This window comes from Achromobacter pulmonis (genome assembly GCF_002885955.2).
In the GTDB taxonomy this organism is placed as follows: domain Bacteria; phylum Pseudomonadota; class Gammaproteobacteria; order Burkholderiales; family Burkholderiaceae_B; genus Achromobacter; species Achromobacter pulmonis_A.
This window is the reverse complement of sequence record NZ_POQS01000003.1, coordinates 410,738-430,182: the sequence shown is the minus strand read 5'-3', so window position 1 is coordinate 430,182 and position 19,445 is coordinate 410,738. Positions and strand designations below refer to the sequence as shown.

General features: G+C 68.1%; 18 protein-coding genes and 3 pseudogenes. 10 read left to right on the top strand and 11 right to left on the bottom strand.

What is annotated here, in order from left to right; translation table 11 throughout:
• Positions 1-52: 52 nt before the first annotated feature.
• Genes C1I89_RS13285 through C1I89_RS13260 form a run of 6 tightly spaced genes read right to left on the bottom strand, consistent with a single transcriptional unit; the run spans position 53 to position 6,136 of the window.
• Positions 53-823 carry a citryl-CoA lyase gene (locus tag C1I89_RS13285; RefSeq protein WP_102773243.1) on the bottom strand — a complete coding sequence of 257 codons (771 nt, stop codon included), beginning with the start codon at positions 821-823 and terminating at the stop codon, positions 53-55.
• Positions 817-2,949, bottom strand: a complete 2,133-nt coding sequence (locus C1I89_RS13280; protein ID WP_102773242.1) for an acetate--CoA ligase family protein — start codon at positions 2,947-2,949, stop codon at positions 817-819. Before C1I89_RS13280 ends, C1I89_RS13285 begins: the two co-directional genes overlap by 7 nt.
• Positions 2,946-3,446 (bottom strand): MaoC family dehydratase, encoded by a 501-nt coding sequence (locus tag C1I89_RS13275; protein ID WP_102773241.1) that lies wholly within the window; start codon positions 3,444-3,446, stop codon positions 2,946-2,948. The genes C1I89_RS13280 and C1I89_RS13275 overlap by 4 nt, the downstream gene beginning before the upstream one ends.
• On the bottom strand, positions 3,443-4,618 hold the full coding sequence (locus tag C1I89_RS13270) for an acyl-CoA dehydrogenase family protein (protein ID WP_102773240.1): 1,176 nt from the start codon (positions 4,616-4,618) through the stop codon (positions 3,443-3,445). The genes C1I89_RS13275 and C1I89_RS13270 overlap by 4 nt, the downstream gene beginning before the upstream one ends.
• Positions 4,611-5,360 (bottom strand): SDR family NAD(P)-dependent oxidoreductase, encoded by a 750-nt coding sequence (locus tag C1I89_RS13265; protein ID WP_102773239.1) that lies wholly within the window; start codon positions 5,358-5,360, stop codon positions 4,611-4,613. Before C1I89_RS13265 ends, C1I89_RS13270 begins: the two co-directional genes overlap by 8 nt.
• An 8-nt stretch (positions 5,361-5,368) precedes the next feature.
• Positions 5,369-6,136 (bottom strand): IclR family transcriptional regulator, encoded by a 768-nt coding sequence (locus C1I89_RS13260; protein ID WP_102773238.1) that lies wholly within the window; start codon positions 6,134-6,136, stop codon positions 5,369-5,371.
• Positions 6,137-6,227: 91 nt separating this feature from the next.
• Here C1I89_RS13260 and C1I89_RS35215 point away from each other — a divergent pair.
• The 5 genes and pseudogenes from C1I89_RS35215 to C1I89_RS13240 all read left to right on the top strand — a co-directional run.
• Positions 6,228-6,809 (top strand): annotated as a pseudogene (locus tag C1I89_RS35215) (Bug family tripartite tricarboxylate transporter substrate binding protein); the annotation flags it as partial.
• Positions 6,730-7,326 carry a tripartite tricarboxylate transporter substrate binding protein gene (locus tag C1I89_RS35210; RefSeq protein ID WP_258231449.1) on the top strand — a complete coding sequence of 199 codons (597 nt, stop codon included), beginning with the start codon at positions 6,730-6,732 and terminating at the stop codon, positions 7,324-7,326. The pseudogene C1I89_RS35215 and the gene C1I89_RS35210, both read left to right, overlap by 80 nt.
• A 42-nt stretch (positions 7,327-7,368) precedes the next feature.
• A complete protein-coding gene (locus C1I89_RS13250) occupies positions 7,369-7,812 on the top strand; it encodes a MaoC family dehydratase N-terminal domain-containing protein (RefSeq protein WP_102773237.1) in 444 nt (147 codons plus the stop codon).
• A 10-nt stretch (positions 7,813-7,822) separates the two neighbouring features.
• Complete coding sequence (locus C1I89_RS13245; RefSeq protein ID WP_102773236.1) at positions 7,823-8,242, top strand: MaoC family dehydratase; 420 nt, start codon at positions 7,823-7,825, stop codon at positions 8,240-8,242.
• 9 nt (positions 8,243-8,251) lie between these two features.
• Positions 8,252-9,418 carry a CaiB/BaiF CoA transferase family protein gene (locus tag C1I89_RS13240; RefSeq protein WP_258231422.1) on the top strand — a complete coding sequence of 389 codons (1,167 nt, stop codon included), beginning with the start codon at positions 8,252-8,254 and terminating at the stop codon, positions 9,416-9,418.
• 61 nt (positions 9,419-9,479) lie between these two features.
• Here the strand turns inward: C1I89_RS13240 and C1I89_RS13235 are convergent, their stop codons facing one another.
• From C1I89_RS13235 to C1I89_RS13225, 3 genes are read right to left on the bottom strand one after another with little or no spacing between them, the layout of a single operon-like run.
• On the bottom strand, positions 9,480-10,487 hold the full coding sequence (locus C1I89_RS13235) for a tripartite tricarboxylate transporter substrate binding protein (protein WP_102773235.1): 1,008 nt from the start codon (positions 10,485-10,487) through the stop codon (positions 9,480-9,482).
• A 25-nt stretch (positions 10,488-10,512) separates the two neighbouring features.
• Entirely contained in the window at positions 10,513-11,670 is a 1,158-nt protein-coding gene (locus tag C1I89_RS13230; protein ID WP_102773234.1) for an acyl-CoA dehydrogenase family protein, read from the bottom strand.
• 12 nt (positions 11,671-11,682) lie between these two features.
• On the bottom strand, positions 11,683-12,651 hold the full coding sequence (locus C1I89_RS13225) for a Bug family tripartite tricarboxylate transporter substrate binding protein (RefSeq protein ID WP_258231421.1): 969 nt from the start codon (positions 12,649-12,651) through the stop codon (positions 11,683-11,685).
• 116 nt (positions 12,652-12,767) lie between these two features.
• Here C1I89_RS13225 and C1I89_RS13220 point away from each other — a divergent pair, with 116 nt between their 5' ends.
• Both C1I89_RS13220 and C1I89_RS13215 read left to right on the top strand, forming a co-directional pair.
• On the top strand, positions 12,768-14,894 hold the full coding sequence (locus tag C1I89_RS13220; RefSeq protein WP_102773232.1) for an acetate--CoA ligase family protein: 2,127 nt from the start codon (positions 12,768-12,770) through the stop codon (positions 14,892-14,894).
• Positions 14,895-14,911: 17 nt separating this feature from the next.
• Complete coding sequence (locus tag C1I89_RS13215; protein WP_102773231.1) at positions 14,912-15,718, top strand: enoyl-CoA hydratase/isomerase family protein; 807 nt, start codon at positions 14,912-14,914, stop codon at positions 15,716-15,718.
• Between the two features lie 8 nt (positions 15,719-15,726).
• On the opposite strand, the gene C1I89_RS13210 is transcribed toward C1I89_RS13215, so the two are convergent.
• Positions 15,727-16,461 (bottom strand): IclR family transcriptional regulator, encoded by a 735-nt coding sequence (locus tag C1I89_RS13210; RefSeq protein WP_102773230.1) that lies wholly within the window; start codon positions 16,459-16,461, stop codon positions 15,727-15,729.
• Positions 16,462-16,536: 75 nt separating this feature from the next.
• On the opposite strand from C1I89_RS13210, the gene C1I89_RS13205 reads away from it, so the two are divergent.
• Positions 16,537-17,265 carry an enoyl-CoA hydratase/isomerase family protein gene (locus tag C1I89_RS13205; protein WP_102773229.1) on the top strand — a complete coding sequence of 243 codons (729 nt, stop codon included), beginning with the start codon at positions 16,537-16,539 and terminating at the stop codon, positions 17,263-17,265.
• 48 nt (positions 17,266-17,313) lie between these two features.
• Positions 17,314-17,640: pseudogene (locus C1I89_RS13200) on the top strand (c-type cytochrome); the annotation flags it as partial.
• Between the two features lie 274 nt (positions 17,641-17,914).
• On the opposite strand, the pseudogene C1I89_RS13195 reads toward C1I89_RS13200, so the two are convergent.
• A pseudogene (locus C1I89_RS13195) lies at positions 17,915-18,520 on the bottom strand (3-hydroxyacyl-CoA dehydrogenase family protein); the annotation flags it as partial.
• A 308-nt stretch (positions 18,521-18,828) separates the two neighbouring features.
• On the opposite strand from C1I89_RS13195, the gene C1I89_RS13185 reads away from it, so the two are divergent.
• Positions 18,829-19,445, top strand: a 617-nt coding sequence (locus tag C1I89_RS13185) for a c-type cytochrome (protein ID WP_102773228.1), incomplete at its 3' end; no start/stop codon positions are given.

Below are 19,445 nucleotides of genomic sequence, written 5' to 3'. Positions count from 1 at the left end.
TTGCAGCGCTGGCTCTGCGCAGCATCTGGCGTTCCCGCCCGCCGGCCCGCGCTCAGGGAACCTGGTTGCGCGGGTCGTCCTGCAGCACCAGTTCCCAGGCGGCGCGCCCGATCGGCTGCTTGCGCTCTTCCATCAGGTGGGCCAGCAGGCCCGCCGACCGGCCCACCAGCGCCAGGCCGCGCGCGACCATCGGGTCCAGTTCCATGTCGGCGATGATGGAGGCGATCGCGCCTACGGCATTGACCGGCAGGTTTTTCTTCGATTCCGCGCTCAGCACCTGGCTGACGGCGTCCATCAGCCGCCAATGCACGCCGTAATAGTCATGCGCGCGCGACAGCTCGCGCAGCGTCGCCACGCGCGGGTCGCCGTTGACGTGAATGGGGTGGCCCACTCCATAGAGGGCGCGTCGTTCCTGCTTGTAGCGGCGTATCAACTCGCGCGCCGCGTCGCGCACCGCCTCGTCGCCGGCGTCCGGGCCAAGTTCGCGCGCCGCCTCGGTAAGCATTTCGGCGGCGTTCTGCATGGTGCCCAGAAACACGCTGCCTGCGCCCAGCAGCCCGGCCGCCACGGCCGCCTGCATGGCTTCGGGCGCGCCGGCGTAGGTCAGGCGCGCCGCCAGCGAACTGGGCGTGATGCCATGGTCGGCCGTGGTCACCAGGATGGCGTTGACCATGATTTTCTCGCGCGCCGTGGGTAGGCGCTCGAATGTGGTGTGATAGATCATGTCGACGAAATCGAACTTGCCGATGATTTCCTTCGAAAGATCCAGTCCGCGCACCACGATCGAGTCGATCGTGGTGTAGCCGATGTCCGTCTTTACCATGTGCTCTTCTCCGTTGTTTGAAAGCTGAGTACCGCATCCAGCGCCATCACGCCCTGTCCTTGGGGACGCACGGCCAGCGGGTTGATTTCCAGTTCCTCGATCCGGTGGGCGTGCTCGACCACGAAGTCGCTCAGCTTCACCAGGGTGTCGACCAGCGCGTCGACGTCGCAGGCGGGACGCCCGCGATAGCCGCCCAGCAGTTCGCTGCAGCGCGTCTCGGCGATCATGGCGCGGGCCGACTGCGGCGTGAGCGGCAAAAGCCGCCGGCTGACGTCCTTGAACAGCTCGATGCTGACGCCGCCCAGGCCGAACATGCAGACGTGGCCGAATACGGGATCTCGGTGTATCCCCACCACCACCTCCACGAACGGCCCGGTCAGCATGGCCTCGACCAGCACGCCTTCGACCTGGCCGGGGCCGCAGGCCCGGCCGACCTGCTCGCATATCTGCGCATGGGCGGCTCGCGCCTGTTCGGCCGAGCGTATGCCCAGTTGCACGCCGCCCACGTCCGACTTGTGCGTGATGGTCGCGCTGACGACCTTCATCGCCACGGCCTCGCCGCCCAGTTCCCGAAACGCGCGGGCCGCGTCTTCCGGCGTGGCGGCCATGCGGCTCGCCGGAACGGCCACGCCGGCGCGCTGCAGCAGGAATTTGGCGTCGACCTCGCTCAGCGTGGCGGTGCTGGCGGGCTGCCGGTTGCGTCCCAGCGGGGCCCAGTCCGGGTCGCGCTGCGCCTTCCAGCGGCCGTACTCGATGTAGCGGCGCATGGCCCGCACCGCGTTGCGCACCGAACGCATCGGCATCAGCCCGCCCTCGATCATGTGCCGGTGGCCCTCGCCGGTGCGGTCGCTCATCCAGATCGGCACGATGGGCGTCTTCACGTCGCGCTGCACGCGCACCATGCTCTCGCCCAGCAGCGTGGTGGTCTGGCCGTATTCCACCGGAATCGGCACCATCACGATATCGGTGTTGGGATCTTCGGCCGTGGTCTTCAGCGCCGTGTAGGTCAGCGAGGGATCGACCAGGACCTCGGCCGTCACGTCCACGGGGTTGTCGATCGCGGCGTAGTCCGGCAGCAGCTGGCTCAAGGCGTGGCGCGTCTGCGGCGCGAACTCGGACATCACCAGCCCGCCCAGGCCGATCTGGTCGGAAGCCAGCGCCGCGGTTCCGCCGGAGAAGCAATACACCGCGATGCGCTCGCGCCCGGTCGGCTTGCCGCGCGCCAGCATCGACGCCGTGTCGATCAACTGGTCTACGTCGTCGACCTCGATCACCCCGACCTCCTTGAATACGGCGCTGTTGATTTCGGCGGAGCCGGAGATGGCCGCGGTATGCGACTGGGTCGCCTTGATGCCGTAGTCGGACTTGCCGACCTTGAGCGCCACCACCGGCTTGCCGCGGCGCGCGGCGTGCAGCGCCGCCGCCATGAAGCGCGGGCCGTCGCGCACGCCTTCGAGCACGCTGACGATGACTTCGATGTCGGGCGCGTCGGCCATGTAGTGGATGTAGTCGCTGACCTCCAGGTCGACCTCGTTGCCGCCGGAGAACCACAGGCCCGTCCCTACCCCTCGGTCCATGGCCTGGATGAACGAGCGCCCCAGCCCGCCGCCCTGCGACGCCACGCCGATGGGCCCGGGCCGCTGGTCGGTCTTGAACGCCGGCGAAAAACTCATGCCCAGCCGCCCGTTGACGTTGGTCAGTCCGGGACTGTTGGGCCCGTAGATGCGCAAGCCGGTCTCGGCCACGACCTCGCGCATCCGGACTTCCAGCGCGCGCCCGGCCTCGCCCGTCTCGCCGAAGCCCGAGCTGAACACGATGGCATAGCGGATGCCGCGCTCGCCGCATAGGCGCAGGGTGTCCACGACGAGATCGGCGCGCACGGCCAGGATGGCCACGTCGGGCGCGTAATCGAGATCGGCCACCGAAGGCACGCAGGCACGGCCGGCAATGGTCTGGCGGGCCGGATTCACCAGGGCCAGCCGGCCCTGCCAGCCGGAATGCACGGTGAGGTTCTCCAGCGTGCGCTGGCCGATGCTGCCCGGTTTCTCGGATGCGCCGACCAGCACGATGGATTCGGGCAGCACCAGGCGCGTGAGGTCGGCGAATTGGATGTTCGGTGCGTTCATGGGTTCTGGGCCGGCGTACGGCGCTTGAGCAGACAGGTGGCGCCCAGTTCGCAGACCACTTCGCCGCGCTGGTTGATGCCCTTGCGCAGGAAGCCGATCAGTCCGCGGTCGGGGCGGCTGGTGGTTTTCTGTTCGACCACTTCGATCTCGACGTGCAGCGTGTCGCCGATCAGCGTGGGCTTGGGAAACTTGATGCGGTTCTCCAGCACGCCGAACAGCGCCCCCTCCATGAGCTGGTTGGGAATCGAGCGCGAGGTCAGCCCCGCCATGAAGGAGGCCACCAGCATGCCGTGCGCGATACGCTGCCCGAACAAGGTGCTCTTGGCGTATTCGGCGTCGACGTGCACGCGGTTGAAATCGCCCGTGAGCGCGGCGAACGCCGCCACGTCGCCCTCGGTGACGGTGCGCGACGAGGTGCGGTAGCGGGTTCCCACGGGCAGGTCCTCCCAGTAGATCGCCGACTGCGCGATCCTCTCGATGACGTCGGATTCATTCATGCGCGTTCTCCATTGGTAAGCGCCGAGATCCCCAGGATCTCGCGGCCGATGATGAGGGTCTGGATTTCGGTGGTTCCTTCCGGGATCATGCCGCCGCGCGTGTCGCGAAAGATGCGTTCGATCGGGTAGTCGGTCGCATAACCGATGCCGCCGTGCACCTGGAGGGCATGGTTGGCCACCTGATGGGCGGCCTCGGTGGCGTAGAGCTTGGCCACCGAGCCTTCGATGCGCGCCGACTTTCCGGCCTGCATGGCGCGCGCGGCGCGATAACCCAGGGCGCGCGCCGCCTGGGTCTTCATCGTCATCTCGACGATGTGGCGTTGCACCAGCTGGTAGGCGCCGATGGGCTGCCCGAACTGCTTGCGGGTGCGCGCATAGTCGATGGACAGGTCGAGCGCGCACTGCGCCGCCCCGACCGCGCCCATGGCCACGTTCAGTCGGCCGAAGTTCAGGCCGATGAGGATCTGCCGCAGGCCCTGGCCTTCCTGGCCGAGAAGGTTGGCCGCGGGCACTTCGGCGTCCTCGAACGTGAAGGCGGCGGTTCCGGTGCTGCGCACGAACATCGTGTCGACCGGCCGCACGTCGAACTGCGTATGCGCCTTTTCCACCAGGAATAGCGACAGCCCGCCCTGGCAGGTGTCGCTGAAGCAGCGCGCCACCACGATGCCGAAATCGGCGAACATGCCGTTGGTCACCCACAGCTTGCCGCCATTGAGCACGTAGCGGTCGCCCCGCTTGTCGGCGCGCGTCTTGACTTCCGCCACGTTCGATCCCACGTCCGGCTCGGAAATCGAGACGAACGTGCGGCGTTCGTTGCGCATCAGGGGATGCAGGAAGCGGTCTTTCTGCTCGTCGGTGCCGTAGGCGTCGATGATGCCGCCGACGATGTTCAGGCCGTTGATCAGCGCGCGCAGCGACAGCCAGCAGTAGCCGGCCTCCTCCATCATCACGGCCCAGGTCAGGTAGTCGATCCCCAGCCCGCCGGACGACTCGGGCAGATAGCCGCCCAGATAGCCGAAGTCGCGCAGCTCGCCCAGCACCTCGAAGGGAAAGGTCTTGTCGGTCTCGTGCTGGAGGATGAGCGGATTGACGCGGTCTTTCAGGAAACGGCGGATGTTGTCGCGCAACAAGGCATGCTCGGCGCCCAGGCCGTCGGCGTCCAGGTCAGCCATAGCGGCCTCCCGTGACGAAGAGCGTGGTGCCGGTGATGTAGCGCGCGTGCTCCGAGGCCATGAACGCGACGGCGCCGGCGATGTCGCCGGGCTGCCCCGGAAACGGCACCTGGTTCTTGGCCTGGGCGTTTTCGAGGATCGTGTCGTAATTGGGCAGGCTCTTGATGTAATCGGTTTCGATGAAGCCGGGCGCGATGGCGTTCACCGTGACGCCCTTGCGGGCCTGCTCGAACGACAGGGCGCGCGTGAAACCGACGATGCCGGCCTTGGCGCTGGAGTAGTTCGTCTGCCCAGGGTTGCCGAACAAGGCGCGCGAGGCGATGTTGACGATGCGGCCCCAGCCGTTCTCGTGCATATGCGGCAGCGCCGCCCGGCAGCAGTGAAAGGCGCCCTTGAGCGTGACGTCGATCACCAGGTCCCAGTCGGCCTCGTCCATCTTCAGCAGCGTGCGGTCTTTCACCAGGCCGGCGTTGTTGACCAGCACGTCGATGCGGCCGAAGGCTTCGCGTCCGGCCGACACCATCGCCTGCACCTGGGCCTGGTCGCGCACATCGCAGCGCAGGCCGATGGCGCGCCCGCCCTCGGCCTCGATGGAGCGCGCCATCGCCGCCGCGGCGCCTTCGTCCAGGTCGCTGATCACCACGGCCATGCCCTCGCGGGCCAGGAAGCGGGCGGTTTCGGCGCCGATTCCGCGCGCCGATCCGGTGACGATCGCCACGCGGTCTTGCAGTTTCAAGTCCATGTTTGCTCCTACTTGGATGGGAAAAACGGAGCAGCCGGCTGGCCGTCCAGTATTGCGCCGCGTACGTCGCGCAGCGCCTGCAGATATTCGGCATGGTGTTTGTCGACACGCTCGGTCGGCCCGGCCAGCGACAGCGAGACGGCATGTCCGCCCAGCCAGCCCGAGACGGCCAGCGCGGTCACGCCTTCGGCGCCCTCGCTGCGCGTGTCGTACCAGCCGCGCTTGCGGCCGGCCTCGATATTGGCGATGAGCTTCCCTGGGTCTGTGATCGTGTGCGGCGTCACCGCCTTCAGGTTCAGCCTCGCGACCTCGGCGCGCAATTCCTGCGGCGGCAGCAGCCCCAGCAGGGCCTTGCCGAATGCCGAGGCATGCACCGCGACGCGGTCGCCGACATCCAGGATGTAGCGCAGCGGACGCCGGCTGGGCAGCGCCGCCGCGACCTTCACCGCCAGGCGTTCATGGACGCCGAAGAACGCGGTTTCGTTGGTGCGCTCCACCAGCTGCTCCACCGCTTCCTGCGCCACCGCGGACATCGGATCGTTCTGCCTGAACTGGCACGCCATCTCGAACAGGCGCCCGGTGGGATAGAACTGCCGCGTCTTGGGCGTGCGCATCAGGTATCCCAGCGAATGCAGCGTGTACAGCAGGTCGGAGCAACTGCTGTCGGCGAGCGACAGCAGCCGCGCCATGTCCGAATTCGACAGTTCGCGCTTTTCCCTGGCGAACACCTCGAAAACCGCAAGCGTGCGGCCCGTGGCAGGTATCAGATTGGGCATGGAAAAATCCTGGAAATTACGCTGTGTCGTAGTACTATACGAAATGCCGTAGTTAATTCCAACAGATTTTTTGACCTGGGAGGAGACACCCATGAACATTCAGAATGGCGGCCGCCGGTCGGCTACGGGTCTGGGACGGGTTGCGCTGCTGCTGGCGCTGGGGTGTACGGCGGCCGTCGCGCCCGCGCATGCCGACACCTATCCGGCTCGCGCGATGACCATTGTTTCGGCCGGCCCCGCGGGAGGCATCACCGACCAGGTCAGCCGCCTGATCGGCAGCAAGGTCGCGCAGCGCCTGGGCCAGCCTGTGGTGATCGAGAACCGGCCGGGCGCGGGCGGCAATCCGGCCGCCGAGCACGTCGCCAAGGCCAGGCCCGACGGCTACACCCTTCTGATGGGAACGCAGGGAACCCAGGCCACCAACCAGTACCTCTACAAGTCCCTCAGCTTCGATCCGGCGAAGGACTTCACGGCCGTGCACGCCGTGATCGCGCTGCCCAACGTGCTGGTGGTCAACGCCGATCGTCCGTACCGCACGGTCAAGGAAATGGCGGAGTACGCGGCGCGCAACCCGGGACGCATTACCGTGGCCAATGCGGGCAACGGCACAGGCTCCCATCTGGCGGCGGAACTGTTCCAGACGGTGGCGGGCGTGCAGTTCACGCACGTGCCCTATCGCGGCAGCCCGCCGGCGATCAACGATCTGCTGGGCGGCCAGGTCGACGCCTCGTTCGACTATCCCGCGACCACGCTGGGGCATATCCGCAGNTCGCGGCAGCCCGCCGGCGATCAACGATCTGCTGGGCGGCCAGGTCGACGCCTCGTTCGACTATCCCGCGACCACGCTGGGGCATATCCGCAGCGGCAAGCTGCGCGCCCTGGCCACCACCGGCGCCGCCCGGCTGGCGCTGCTGCCCGACGTTCCGACCATCGCCGAAGCCGGCTACCCCAAGGCCCAGTCGATGTCATGGATAGGCCTGTTCTTCCCCGCCAACACCCCCAAGCCCATCGTCGAGCGCTGGCAGGCCGAAGTGGCGCGCGCGCTCCAGGACCCGGCGGTGATCGACGCGCTGACCCAGATGGGCGGCGCGCCGCTGCCGGTCGGCGGCGAAAAGTTCGAGGAAATGATCCGGACCGAACGCGTCAAGTGGAAATCCATCATCGAACGCACTGGCGCCCGGGCCAGTTGATTCCCGCAGCATCCGGCATGTCCGCCACCCAAGGAGACTCCCTTGCTTGATAAGAACCTGATCGGCCAATCCCTCGGCACGCGCAGCATCGCCGTCGAGCCCGGCCGCCTGCGCTTTTTCGCCAAAGTGATCGGCGAGACCGATCCCGTCTATCTGGACGAAGCCGCCGCGCGGGCGGCGGGACACCCCGCCCTGCCGGTGCCGCCCACCTTTCTGTTCTGCCTGGAGATCGACGCGTTCGACTCCATCGGCACCGCCCGCCTGACGCGGTTGGAGGAAAGCCGCATCCTGCACGGCGAGCAGCGTTTCACCTACCACGCCATGGCTTACGCGGGCGACACCCTGACGTTCGACCTGACGATTGCCGACGTCTACCAGAAGAAAGGCGGCGCGCTCGATTTCCTGGTCAAGGACACGCGCGTGACCAACCAGCACGGCCGGCACATCGCCGACCTGCGCTCTATCGTCGTGCAACGCAACGCCTGAAGGAACGACCATGACTCTTCCCAGCTTCGACAAGCTGGCGGCCGGCGACCGGCTGCCTACCCTGAAACTGCCGCCGATCTCGCGCAAGACGCTGGCCCTGTACGCCGGCGCGTCGGCCGACCATCACCCCATGCATATCGACCTGGACTATGCGCGCAGCGCCGGCGTGGACGATGTCTTCGCGCACGGCATGCTGTCGGCGGCCTATGTGGGCCGCATGCTGACCGACTGGGTGCCGCAGCAGCGCATCCGCAGCCTGGCCTTGCGCTTTACCGGCATCATGCAGCTATATGCCGAGCCGACCTGCACCGGCGAAGTCGTCGAGAAGATGGAGGAAGGCGGAGAACGGCGCGTGCGCCTGGCGCTGCGTTGCGCAGACCAGCACGGCGCCGAGAAAATCGTCGGCGAAGCCGTCATCGCACTGGACTGACGAGGCCGTATGCATATGAACCGAGACAAGCAGGAACCCGTCCGCGGCAATGTGCTGGAGGGCGTGCGGGTGATCGAGATCGCGGGAATCGGGCCCGGCCCGTTCTGCGCCATGCACCTGGCCGACCTGGGCGCGGACGTGATCACCGTGCAGCGGCCCGACGGCCGCGCCGGCAGCCTGGGATACGAAACCAGCATCCAGCGCGGCAAGCGCGCCATCGCGCTGGATCTCAAGACCGACGAGGGCCGCGACACGCTGCTGCGCCTGGTCGAACACGCCGACGTGCTGATCGAGGCCATGCGCCCCGGCGTGGCCGAACGCCTCGGGCTGGGACCGCAAGCGTGCCGCGCGCGCAACCCGCGCCTGGTGTACGGCCGCATGACGGGCTGGGGCCAGAGCGGGCCGATGGCGCAGATGGCCGGACATGACGCCAACTACATCGCCTTGTCCGGCGCGCTCTGGAACGCCGGGCCGGCCGACGCCGTGCCGGTCACGCCTTTCTCGGTGGTGGGCGATATCGCCGGCGGCGCGCTGTACCTGTCCATAGGCATACTTGCCGGCGTGCTCAAGGCCCGCCGCAGCGGCCAGGGCTGCGTGGTGGACGCGGCTATCGTCGACGGATCGGCCCACTCCCAGCAATTGCTGCTGGCCGCCCGGGCCAAGGGCATCATCGCCGCCGAACGCAGCCGGAGCCTGCCGAACGCGGCGCCGTTCTACGCCAGCTATCGCTGCGCGGACGGCGGCTTCATCACGGTCGGCGCCATCGAGCCCCAGTTCTATGCGCTACTGCTCGAACGCCTGGAACTGGCCGGCGACCCGGAGTTCGCCGATCAATGGGACAGGTCTCGATGGCCCCGCCGCAAGGAACGCCTGCAGGCGCTTTTCGAGCGCCGCAGCCGCGCCGAATGGTGGGCCGTGTTCGAGGGCAGCGACGCCTGCGTCGTGCCGGTGCTGGAACCCGGCGAGGCCGCGCTCGACCCGCACAACCGCGCGCGCGACATCTACTTCGAGCGCGACGGCTTCCTGCAGGCCGCGCCCGCGCCGCGCTTCGACGGGGCGCGCGCCGAACCGGGGCCGGTGCCGCGCGCCGGCCAGCACACGCGCGAAATCCTTGCGGTCCTGGACGAGCATGGGTCGGGCGCCGTCTGGCGCGACGCCGCAGGACCGCGCGATTGAGGTCCGCAAAAGGCCGCGGCGCCCCTGCGGACGCCGCGGCCTTTGCTTGCGCGCCGCCGGGCTACTGCGGCTGTATGTTTTCGCGCCGCACCAGTTCGGCCCAGCGGGCCAGCTCGGATTTGACGAAATCGCCGAATTCGGCAGGCCCCATCGGCTGGATTTGCAGTCCCATTTCGGCCAGCCGCGCGGCCACGTCGGGACGCGCCGCCGCGTCCAGCACGCTGGTCCGCAGCTTTTCGATGATGGGCGCGGGCGTCCCGGCCGGGGCCATGATGCCGAACCAGAAGCCCACCTTCTCCACCGAGGGATAGCCCTGCTCGGCCATGGTGGGCACGTCGGGCAGCGCCGCCAGCCGCTTGGGAAAGACCACCGCCAGCGCCTTGGCGCGCTTTTGCTGCACGATGGGCAGCGACGACGTGATGGACGCGAACAGCAGCTGGATATGCCCGGCCATCAGGTCGGTGACGGCGGGGCCGCCGCCCTTGTACGGCACCGGCGTCATATGGATGTCGGCGGCCGTCTCCAGCATGCGCGCGGCCATGTGGATCTGGCTGCCCGAGCCGAGCGAACCATAGTTGATCGAGTTGGGCCGCGCTTTGGCGATGCGCACCACGTCGGCCACGTTGTCGGCCTCGAAGCCGGGATTGGCCAGCAGCACCATGGGCGCGGCGCCCAGGAAGACGACGGGCGCGAAGTCCCGCACCGTGTCGTAGGGCAGCGACTTCACCAGGAAGTTGTTGCTGACGTGAGAGTCCAGCGTGACCAGCAGGGTATAGCCGTCGGCCGGGGCGCGCGCCGCCGCCGTGGTGCCGATCACGCCGTTGGCGCCGGCGCGGTTTTCCACCACGACGGGTTGGCCCCATTGCTCGGACAGCGCATTGCCGATCAGGCGGGACAAGGAATCCGAGAATCCGCCCGCCGCGAACGGCACGATCAGGCGCACCGTCCTGGCCGGATAGTCGGACGCGCCCTGCGCGGCCAGGGCTGGGGCGGCGGCGATCAGCCCCGCGGCAAGCAGGGCGCGCATCGCGGCGCGAAGAGTATGGCGTCGGCTGGGTTTCTTGAGCATGATCTTCTCGGACGGACAGGAATGCCTAGCGAAGTGCGGAAAGGCCGAGCGCGCTCTGCGCGATCAGCATGCCGATGATCTGGTTGGTGCCTTCCCCGATGCTCAGGTGGCGCGCATCGCGGTAGTGGCGCTCGACCGGAAACAGCGAGGTGTAGCCGGCGCCGCCATGCACCTGCAGCGCCGTCTCGGCCACGCGCAGCGCCGCGTCGCTGGCATGGCGCTTGGCCATGGCGCACAGGGTGGTGTTGTCGGGCGCGTTGCGGTCCAGCGCGTCGGCCGAGCGGTGCGCCAGCAGCCGCGAGGTCTCGACCATGGTCATCATGTCGGCCACCATCTGCTGCACCAGCTGGAACGAACCGATGGGCCGCCCGAACTGCACGCGGTCGCGGGCGAAGCGCACCGCCGCTTCGAGCGAGGATTCGGCGATGCCCAGCGCCGAGAACGCCACCACCGAGCGGCCGATGTTCAGGTACTTCTTCGCGATCGAGAACGCCTGCCCGGGTTCGCCGATCAGGTTTTCGGCCGGGACCTCGACGTCCTCGAACAGCAGCTCGCCCAGCGGGCAGCAGTGCATGCCCATCTTTCCCAGCGGCGTGCACGAGAAACCCGGCATGGCGCTTTCGAACGCCAGACACGACACGCCGGCCACGCCGTCGTCCGAGACCGTGCGCACGAACACGATGCCCAGGTCGCAGATGGGTCCGTTGGTGATGTAGATCTTGCGTCCGTTGATGCGCCAGCCGCCGGACGCGGTGCATTCGGCGCGCGTCTGCACATTGGCCGCGTCGGACCCGATGCCGGGTTCGCTCAAGGCGAAGCAGCAGATCGCCTGGCCTTCCAGGATGCGCGGCAGGTACTTGGCGCGCAGCGCCGGACTGCCGGCGCCGGCCAGCACCGACGCCGCCAGGTTGCTCACGCTGAGCATGCCGCGCAGCGACGGCCACACCCGGGCGACCTCGGCGACCAGCGTGCCATACGTGAGCATCGACAGGCCGAAGCCGCCCTCCTCCTCGGGCAGCAGACCGCCGATCAGGCCATAGTCGCGCATGGCGGCCACGACGGCGCGCGGCACCGGCGTCTTGGCCGCCTCGTACTCATCCACCAGCGGCGCGACCTCGGATTCGAGATAGCGCCTGAGCGAATCCTGCAGCGCCGTTTGGGTCGGGTCCAGAGCGAAATCCATGACGTGGGTCTCCTATTTGGCTTGTTCGAATTCCGGGGCCGTGACCACCTTCTTCCACTTGGCCACCTCGGCCTGCATGAATGCAGAAACCGCTTGCGCGCCGCCGGTCAGCGGCACGATGTGCAGACGCTTCAGAAAGGCCTGTGTCGCTTCTTCCTTGGTGATGTCGTCGACCTCCGCCGCCAGCCTGGCGATGACGTCGGGCGGCGTGCCGGCCGGCGCCATCAGGAAAAACGTGCCCGTGGTTTCGAAACCCTTGAGGCCGGCTTCGCTTATGGTGGGCACCTCGGGCAGGTCGGCGTTGCGCGTGGCGCTGCTGACCGCGATGGGCCGGAACTTGCCCGCCTCGATGAACGCCATTGCGCCCGCCATGTTGTCGAACAGCACGTCGACGTCTCCCGCCAGCAAGGCCTGCTCGGCCGGCGGCGCGCCCCGGTAGGGAACGTGCGTCATCCGCACGCCGGCCATCTGCTTGAACAGTTCGCCGGTCATGTGCATGGACGAGGTCACGCCGGGCGAACCGAAAGTGACGTGCCTGCGCTTGGCCTCGGCGATCAGGTCCGCCACCGAACGGACCGGCGAGCGCTGCGCCACCACCAGCACGTTGCTGGCGTATCCCAGCATGGCGATCGGCGCGAGATCGCGTTCCCATTGATAAGTCGTCTTGCCCAGCGCGGTGTCGACGGCTATGCCGGTGGTGCCTAACATCAGCGTGTAGCCGTCGGGCCGGGCGTTGGCCGTGGCCTGTACCGCGATGGCGCCGCCCGCGCCGGTCTTGTTCTCGACCACGAAAGACTGGCCCAGCTTCTCCGCAAGGCGCTTGGCGTAGTGCCGCGCCAGCAGGTCGGTCCCTCCTCCGGCGGCGAAGCCGACCAGCAGGGTGACCGGCTTGGCGGGATAGGTTTGAGACTGCTGCGCTTGCGCAGGGGCAATGCCGCCCGCGCAGGACCATGCCAGTACGGCGGCCATCAATAGCCTCATGATGCGTCTCCTTTGGTTATGCGCACGATATTCGTACGATATTTCGTACATCACTACGACCTAGTGTAGAATGATTTGCAGAATTTCGTAAATACCTACGACACCACGGAAATCAAATGACTTCAACGACCTGCGAATTTCCCGATCTGGCGAGACTGGTGCGGCCTCGCAATGTGGTTGTGGTACTGGGCTCCCAGCGCCCGAACAGCGAAGGCGCCCGCCTGCTGGAGAACCTGTCCGCGCATTCGCGCCTGGAGGGCGAACTGTTCGTGGTCAATCCGCCCATGCGCGGCGACGGCCCCTTCCGCTGCTGGCCGTCGATCGCCGCCCTGCCGGACGCGGACATCGACGTGGCCTTGATCATTCTGAGGGCGGCCCACGTGATGGACGCCTTGCGCGACTGCGCCGCGCGCGGGATCCCATTCGCCGTGGTCATGTCGTCGGGTTTCGCCGAAGCCGGGCCCGAAGGCCAGGCGCTGCAACAGGAGATCGCGGACCTGTGCAGGCAGACGGGGCTGCGGGTCTACGGCCCGAACTGTCCCGGCCTGTCGAACTTCCGCGATCGCATGGGCATGACGATCTCGCCAGCCTTCAAGTCCGACAGGAACGTCGGCACGATAGGCATCGTCACCCAGGGCGGCGGCGCGGGCCGCAACGTGGTCCAGGGGCTGTCGTACGGAGCCGGCGCGGCAATGTGGCTGTCGGCGGGCAACGAGGTCGACCTGGGCGCGCCGGACTTCATCGCCCACATGGCCAACGACCCCGGCGTGCGCGTGATCGCCGTTCTGCTCGAAGGAATAAAGGACGGCCGCCGCCTGGTCGCCGCGCTGGAACTGGCGCGCTCGCGCGGCAAGCCGGTGGTGATCCTGAAGATCGGCCGGTCGGAGTACGGCATGCGCGCGGCCCAGTCGCATACGGGCTCGATCACCGGCGCGGCCGACGTCAACAGCGCCATGTTCGCGCAGTTCGGCGCGATCGAAGCCCATGACATGGACGAGCTGGTGGCCCTGGCGCGCCTGGCCGACGGCGGCCGCCTCCCGGCCTCGGCAGACCTGGCGGTGGTGACCTTCTCGGGCGGCGCGGCCGCGATGGCCGCGGACCAGATCGGGCTGCAGGGCCTGCGCCTGGCGCAGTTCTCGCCGGCCACCACCGAGCATCTGCGGACCAGCCTGCCCGACTATGCGGCCATCTCCAACCCGGTGGACGTCACCGCCGAAGCCCTCAAGAGCATCGACGGCCTGGCTTCCTGCCTGCGCGCGGTGGCCGACGACCCGGCGGTGGGCGCCGTGGTCGTCCCGATCCCGGCGGACTATGCCGAGCTGACCGATGGAATCGCGCGGGCCATCGTCGATGCGGCCGCCGACGCCGCCAAGCCCATCTTGCCGGTCTGGATGAGCCGGCGCCTGGGCACCGGCTTCGAGCGCCTGGAAAGCCAGGGGCTGGCTCCCTTCCTGTCCTTGACCACGGCCCTGGCGGCCTTGCGCAAGGTCATGCCGCGCGGCCTGCTGTCCGGCCCGGACGCCGCCCCGGGCGGGCCGGCTTGCGCGGAACCCGCGGCGGCGCAAGCCGTGGCCTGCACCGAGAGCGCCGCCAAGGCGATGCTGCGCGAGGCCGGCATCCCAGTGCCTCAGGGCAGGCTGAGCCGCTCGGCCGCCGAAGCGGCCGAGGCGGCGCAGGCCATCGGCTTTCCCGTCGTCCTCAAGATCGCCAGCGCGCAGATCCCGCACAAGACGGAAGTGGGCGGCGTGCGCTTGGGCGTCGGTTCGGCCGGCGACGCTGCCGAAGCCTACGAGGCGCTGGTGCGGCAGGTCGGCGCGCGCCGCCCGGACGCCACGATAGACGGGGTGCTGGTGGAAAAAATGTTCCATGACGGCGGGCGCGAAATGCTGGTCACCGTCCGCGCCGATCCCATGTACGGGCATGTCGTCACCGTCGGCCTGGGCGGCATATTCGTCGAACTGCTCAAGGACGTGGCGCACCGGGTGCTGCCGATCCAGGCCGCCGACGTGCGCGACATGCTGGCCGGGCTGAAGCACCGCGCCTATCTGGGCGCGTTCCGCAATCTGCCGCCCATCGACGCCGAAGCCTTCGTGCAGCTGGTGCTGCGCATCTCGGAATTCGTGTCGGGGCGTCCCGAGCTGCGCGAAGCCGAGTTCAACCCCGTCTGGGTCGGCCCGCCCGGCGAAGGCGCCTGGGTGCTCGACGCCCTGATACTGACTTCCCCCGACGTTGAACGTCGTTAACCACGAGGACGAACGCCATGTACGAAGGCCTGCAGTACGAGATGTCGGATGGTGTGGGCACCATCACCCTGGATCGGCCGCAATACAAGAACGCCATCGATATCCCCATGCGCAGTTCCCTGCGCGAGCTGCTGCGCGCGCTGCGCCAGGAACGCGAACTGAAGGTGCTGGTCCTGACGGGCGCCGGCGGCAACTTCTGTTCCGGCGGCGACCTGAACGCCTTGCGCAACAGCGCGGCGGCCGGCGAGGCGACTGCGCCCGGCCGCCGCCAGCGGCTGGTCGACCTGCACGACGTGGTGGCCAGCCTGGTGGAGTTCGACCGGCCGGTGATCGCGGCGGTGGAGGGCGTGGCCTATGGCGCCGGCCTCGGCCTGGCCATGACCGCCGACCTGGTGCTGGCCGCCGACGACGCCCGCTTCTGCATGGCCTTCGGACGCCTGGGCGCGGTGGCGGACTTCGGGACGTTCTACACGCTGCCGCGCCTGGTGGGCGTGCAGCGGGCCAAGGAACTGCTGTTCTCGGCGCGCGAGTTCGGCGCGGCCGAGGCGCGCGCCATGGGGCTGGTGCTGGAAACGCATCCGGCCTCGCAGGTGCAGGAGCGGGCCCGGGCCATCGCGCGCTGCCTGGCCGAGGCCTCGCCGGTGGCGCTGAGCATCACCAAGCGCGCGCTCAACGTCTCGCTGCGCAGCGACCTGCAAACCATGCTGATGCTGGAAAGCGACGGCCAGGGCGTGGCGATGAGCACCGACTACCACACCATGGCGCTGCAGCGCTTCTTCGACAAGAAGGGCCCGCCGTTCCAGTGGCCGGCGCAGCGACCATGAAAGCCGCGTCAGGCCTGCAGCGAGTCGCGCACCTCGAACAAGGCCTGCAGATAGGCCTTGCGATGCTTCTCGACGCGTTCGGCAGGGCCGGCCAGCGACAAGGCCACCGGCTGGTCGCCCAGCGTGCCGGTCACGGCCAGCGCGGTCACGCCTTCGGCGCCTTCCCCGCGGGACTCATACCAGCCCTGCTTGCGCCCCTGGGCCAGGTCGGCCTGCAGTTTCTTGGCGCTGGTGATCGTGTCGGGCGTGAAGGGCTTGAATTTGATCTGCTGGATCTGCGCCTGCATCTCGTCGTCCGGCAATTCGGCCAGCAAGGCCTTGCCGATGGCCGATGCATGCAGCGCGATCCGGTCGCCCACGTTGACGATATAGCGCAGCGGCCGGCGGCTGGGCTGCGCCGCCACCACCTTGACGGCGGAGCGGTCCATCACGCCGAAGAACGCGCTCTCGTTGGTGGTCTCGACCAGTTGCTGGACGGCTTCCTTGGCCGAACGCGTCAGCGGGTCGTTCTCGGCGATCTGGCGGGCAATTTCGTACAGGCGCGCGGTCGGGTAGAAGCGGCGGCTGCGGGGCGCGCGCATCAGATAGCCCAGCGTGTGCAACGTGTTCATCAGGTCCGAGCAACTGCTTTCGGCCAGCGACAGCATGCGCGCCATCTCCGAGTTGGACAGTTCGCGTTTCTCACGCGCGAAGATCTCAAAGGCGGCCAGCGTGCGAGCAGCGGCTGGAATCAGTGTAGGCATGTCGAAATTCCCAAAGGCGGCCCGTTTGGAAGCTGGGCGCCACATATCATAATGCGCAACCGATGAGGCCTTTCGATGGACGGCTTTTCCCAACTGCAGTTGCACGTGCAGGATCACATCGCCACCCTGACCCTGGACAATCCGCCGGTCAATGCGCTGAGCCGCGACCTCAACGATGAGCTGACCCGGGCGCTGGACATGCTTTCGGATGTCGACGACGTGCGCGTCGTGGTGCTCACCGGCGCGGGCAAGGTATTCTGCGCCGGCGCCGACCTGAAGCGCCGCGCCGAGAACACGGCCGGCCTGGGCGGCCTGATCGCCCACTCCCGACGCACCCGCGAGTGCTTTCATGCGATCCGCGAATGCGCCAAACCCGTCATCGCGGCGATCAACGGACCGGCGCTGGGCGCCGGCCTGGCCATCGCGGCTTCGTGCGACATCCTGCTGGCCTGCGACAACACCGTGCTGGGCCTGCCAGAGATCGACGTCGGCGCGATGGGCGGCGGACGCCATGCCATGCGGCTGTTTGGCCATTCGCGCACGCGCCGCATGATGCTGACCGGCGAACGCGTCCCGGGGCCCGAGCTGTACCGGCTGGGCATCGTCGAGGCCTGCACGGCGCCCGGCGAACTGCTGCCGGCGGCCCTGGCCATGGCCGCCACCATCGCGTCCAAGCGCCCGGCGGCGACCAGGCTCGCCAAGCACACGCTCAATACGATCGAGGATATGAGCCTGCGCGACGGTTATCGGTACGAGCAGGACATGACGGCAGTTCTTGCCAAAGGTGGGGATGTGCGCGCTTGAGAACGGGCTCGGGATGAGGCCCCGGCGCGGGCCTGAAATAAGCTGGCCGCAGATGCTGTGGCGCGCNCCGCGGCGCCGGCTCCGGCCGCGCAGGCGCCGGCCCCGGCCGCCCCGCAGGCCGCCGCCACCGTCAACCCGGCCGGCGAAAAACTGTACAAGAGCGTCTGCTTCGCCTGCCACGCCACCGGCGTGGCCAATGCCCCCAAGTTCGGCGACAAGGCCGCCTGGGAGCCCTACATCAAGACCGGCATGGACGCCATGGTGAAGGTCGCCATGCAGGGCAAGCCGCCCATGCCGCCCAAGGGCGGCGCGGCCGATGCCTCCGAAGAGGACATCCGCGCGGCCGTGCAGTACATGGTCGACGCCGCCAAGTAAGCGGCGGCCGATACGAAAAAGCCCCTCTCGCGAGGGGCTTTTTTGTGTGTGCCGCGACGGGGTAGACGGGGTAGGATGGGTGCAGCGCGAGATTTCTTGACCAAGCACCCCGATATCGAGCGCGCGAAACCCATCAGGCGGCGCCAGCCGCCGCCTTTCGTCGCATGCCGCTGTTTGGCCTCCGGCCGCGAAACCCGGCGGCTTGCGCCGCCTGATGGGTTACGCGCGCTTGATACTTGAGTTCTTTCTTAAGGATTCTCGCGCTGCACCCATCCTACGCCTGCGTCAGCGGCATGTTCAGCTGCACGCGGCGCTGCAGCCACAGGCTGGGGCGGTAGCGCGGGTCGCCGGTGACGCGTTGCATGCTCTTGAGGATTTCCAGGATGCGGTCGGCGCCCAGCTTGTCGCCCAGCGCCAGCGGGCCCGTCGGATAGCCCAGGCCCAGCGTCACCGCCAGGTCGATGTCCTGCGGCGTGGCGATTTTCTGCTGCGCGATGTCGCTGGCGATGTTGACGATCATGGCCACGATGCGCTGCGCGATGAAGCCGGGCGAATCCTCGATCACCGTGACCGGCACGCCGTCGGCGGCCAGCAGCGCGTGCGCGGCGTCGCGCCATTTTTCTTCGGTGGCCGGCGAGGCCATGATGGTGCGGCGCTTGGCGCTGTCGAAGGCGTATAGCGTGTCCAGGCCGACGGTGCGCGCGGGGTCCAGGCCCTGGGCCGAGACCGTGGTGGAGACGTCCTCGCCGAACGGCGTGACGACGATCAGCGCGTCGGCGTCGGGCGTGGAGCCGCTCAGCAGGCGGGCGTCCAGTTTTTCCAGCAGCGCGATGGCGCGCGCGTAGCCTTCGGGATGCTTGGGGCTGACCCAGACCTTGAGGTCGGCGNCGACAGGAATCGAACCTGTATCAAGAGCTTCGGAAACTCTCATTCTATCCATTGAACTACGGGCGCAGCGCAAGGGAGGCGGTATTGTACCCAGTTTTCGCCAGCCTGCATGAAATGGATCAAAGCGGCCGGCAAACTCAGCGAAAACCCGGCGGTTGCGCTGGCCCCGCGTCTATGACACCGTTATATAATCCAGCGTTTGCTTGCACGGCGGGCCGTCATTGCCGCCGACTTTTGTGCAGTACTGATTTTCTGTTGCCGCCGCCAGGCGCCCCCGGTACCCGTTAGCAGGATTTGGTCATGAGCAACGAGCAGGAACACATAGAAGAGCACTCCTCCCCCATCAAGACCCCGAAGCAACTGATCGTCACGGTCGTACTGGCTTTCGTGGTTCCCATCGCCATCATCATCCTCCTGGTGAACATGGTGGCCACAGGCAATAAAGTCGGCGCCGGCTCGGACACGCTGTCCAACGAAGCCGTCGCCAGGCGCATCGCCCCGGTCGCGGGCTTCGAACTGGTCGACGCCAACGCACCCAAGGTCTTCAAGACCGGCGAACAGGTCTTCGCCGCCGTCTGTACGGCCTGCCATACCGCCGGCGTCGCCGGCGCGCCCAAGGTCGGCGACAACGGCGCCTGGGCGCCGTTCATCAAGGCCGGCTACGACGCCATGCTGAACGTGGCCCTGCACGGCAAGGGCGGCATGCCCGCCAAGGGCGGCAACCCGGCCCTGTCCGACTACGAAGTCGCGCGCGCCGTGGTCTACATGGCCAACAAGTCGGGCGGCTCCCTGCCCGAACCCGAAGCGCCGGCCGAGGGCGGCGACAAGAAGGAAGCCGCCGCCGCACCGGCCGCTGCTCCCGCCCCCGCCCCCGCCCCCGCCGCCGCGCCTGCGGCCCCCGCGCCCGCCGCGGCGCC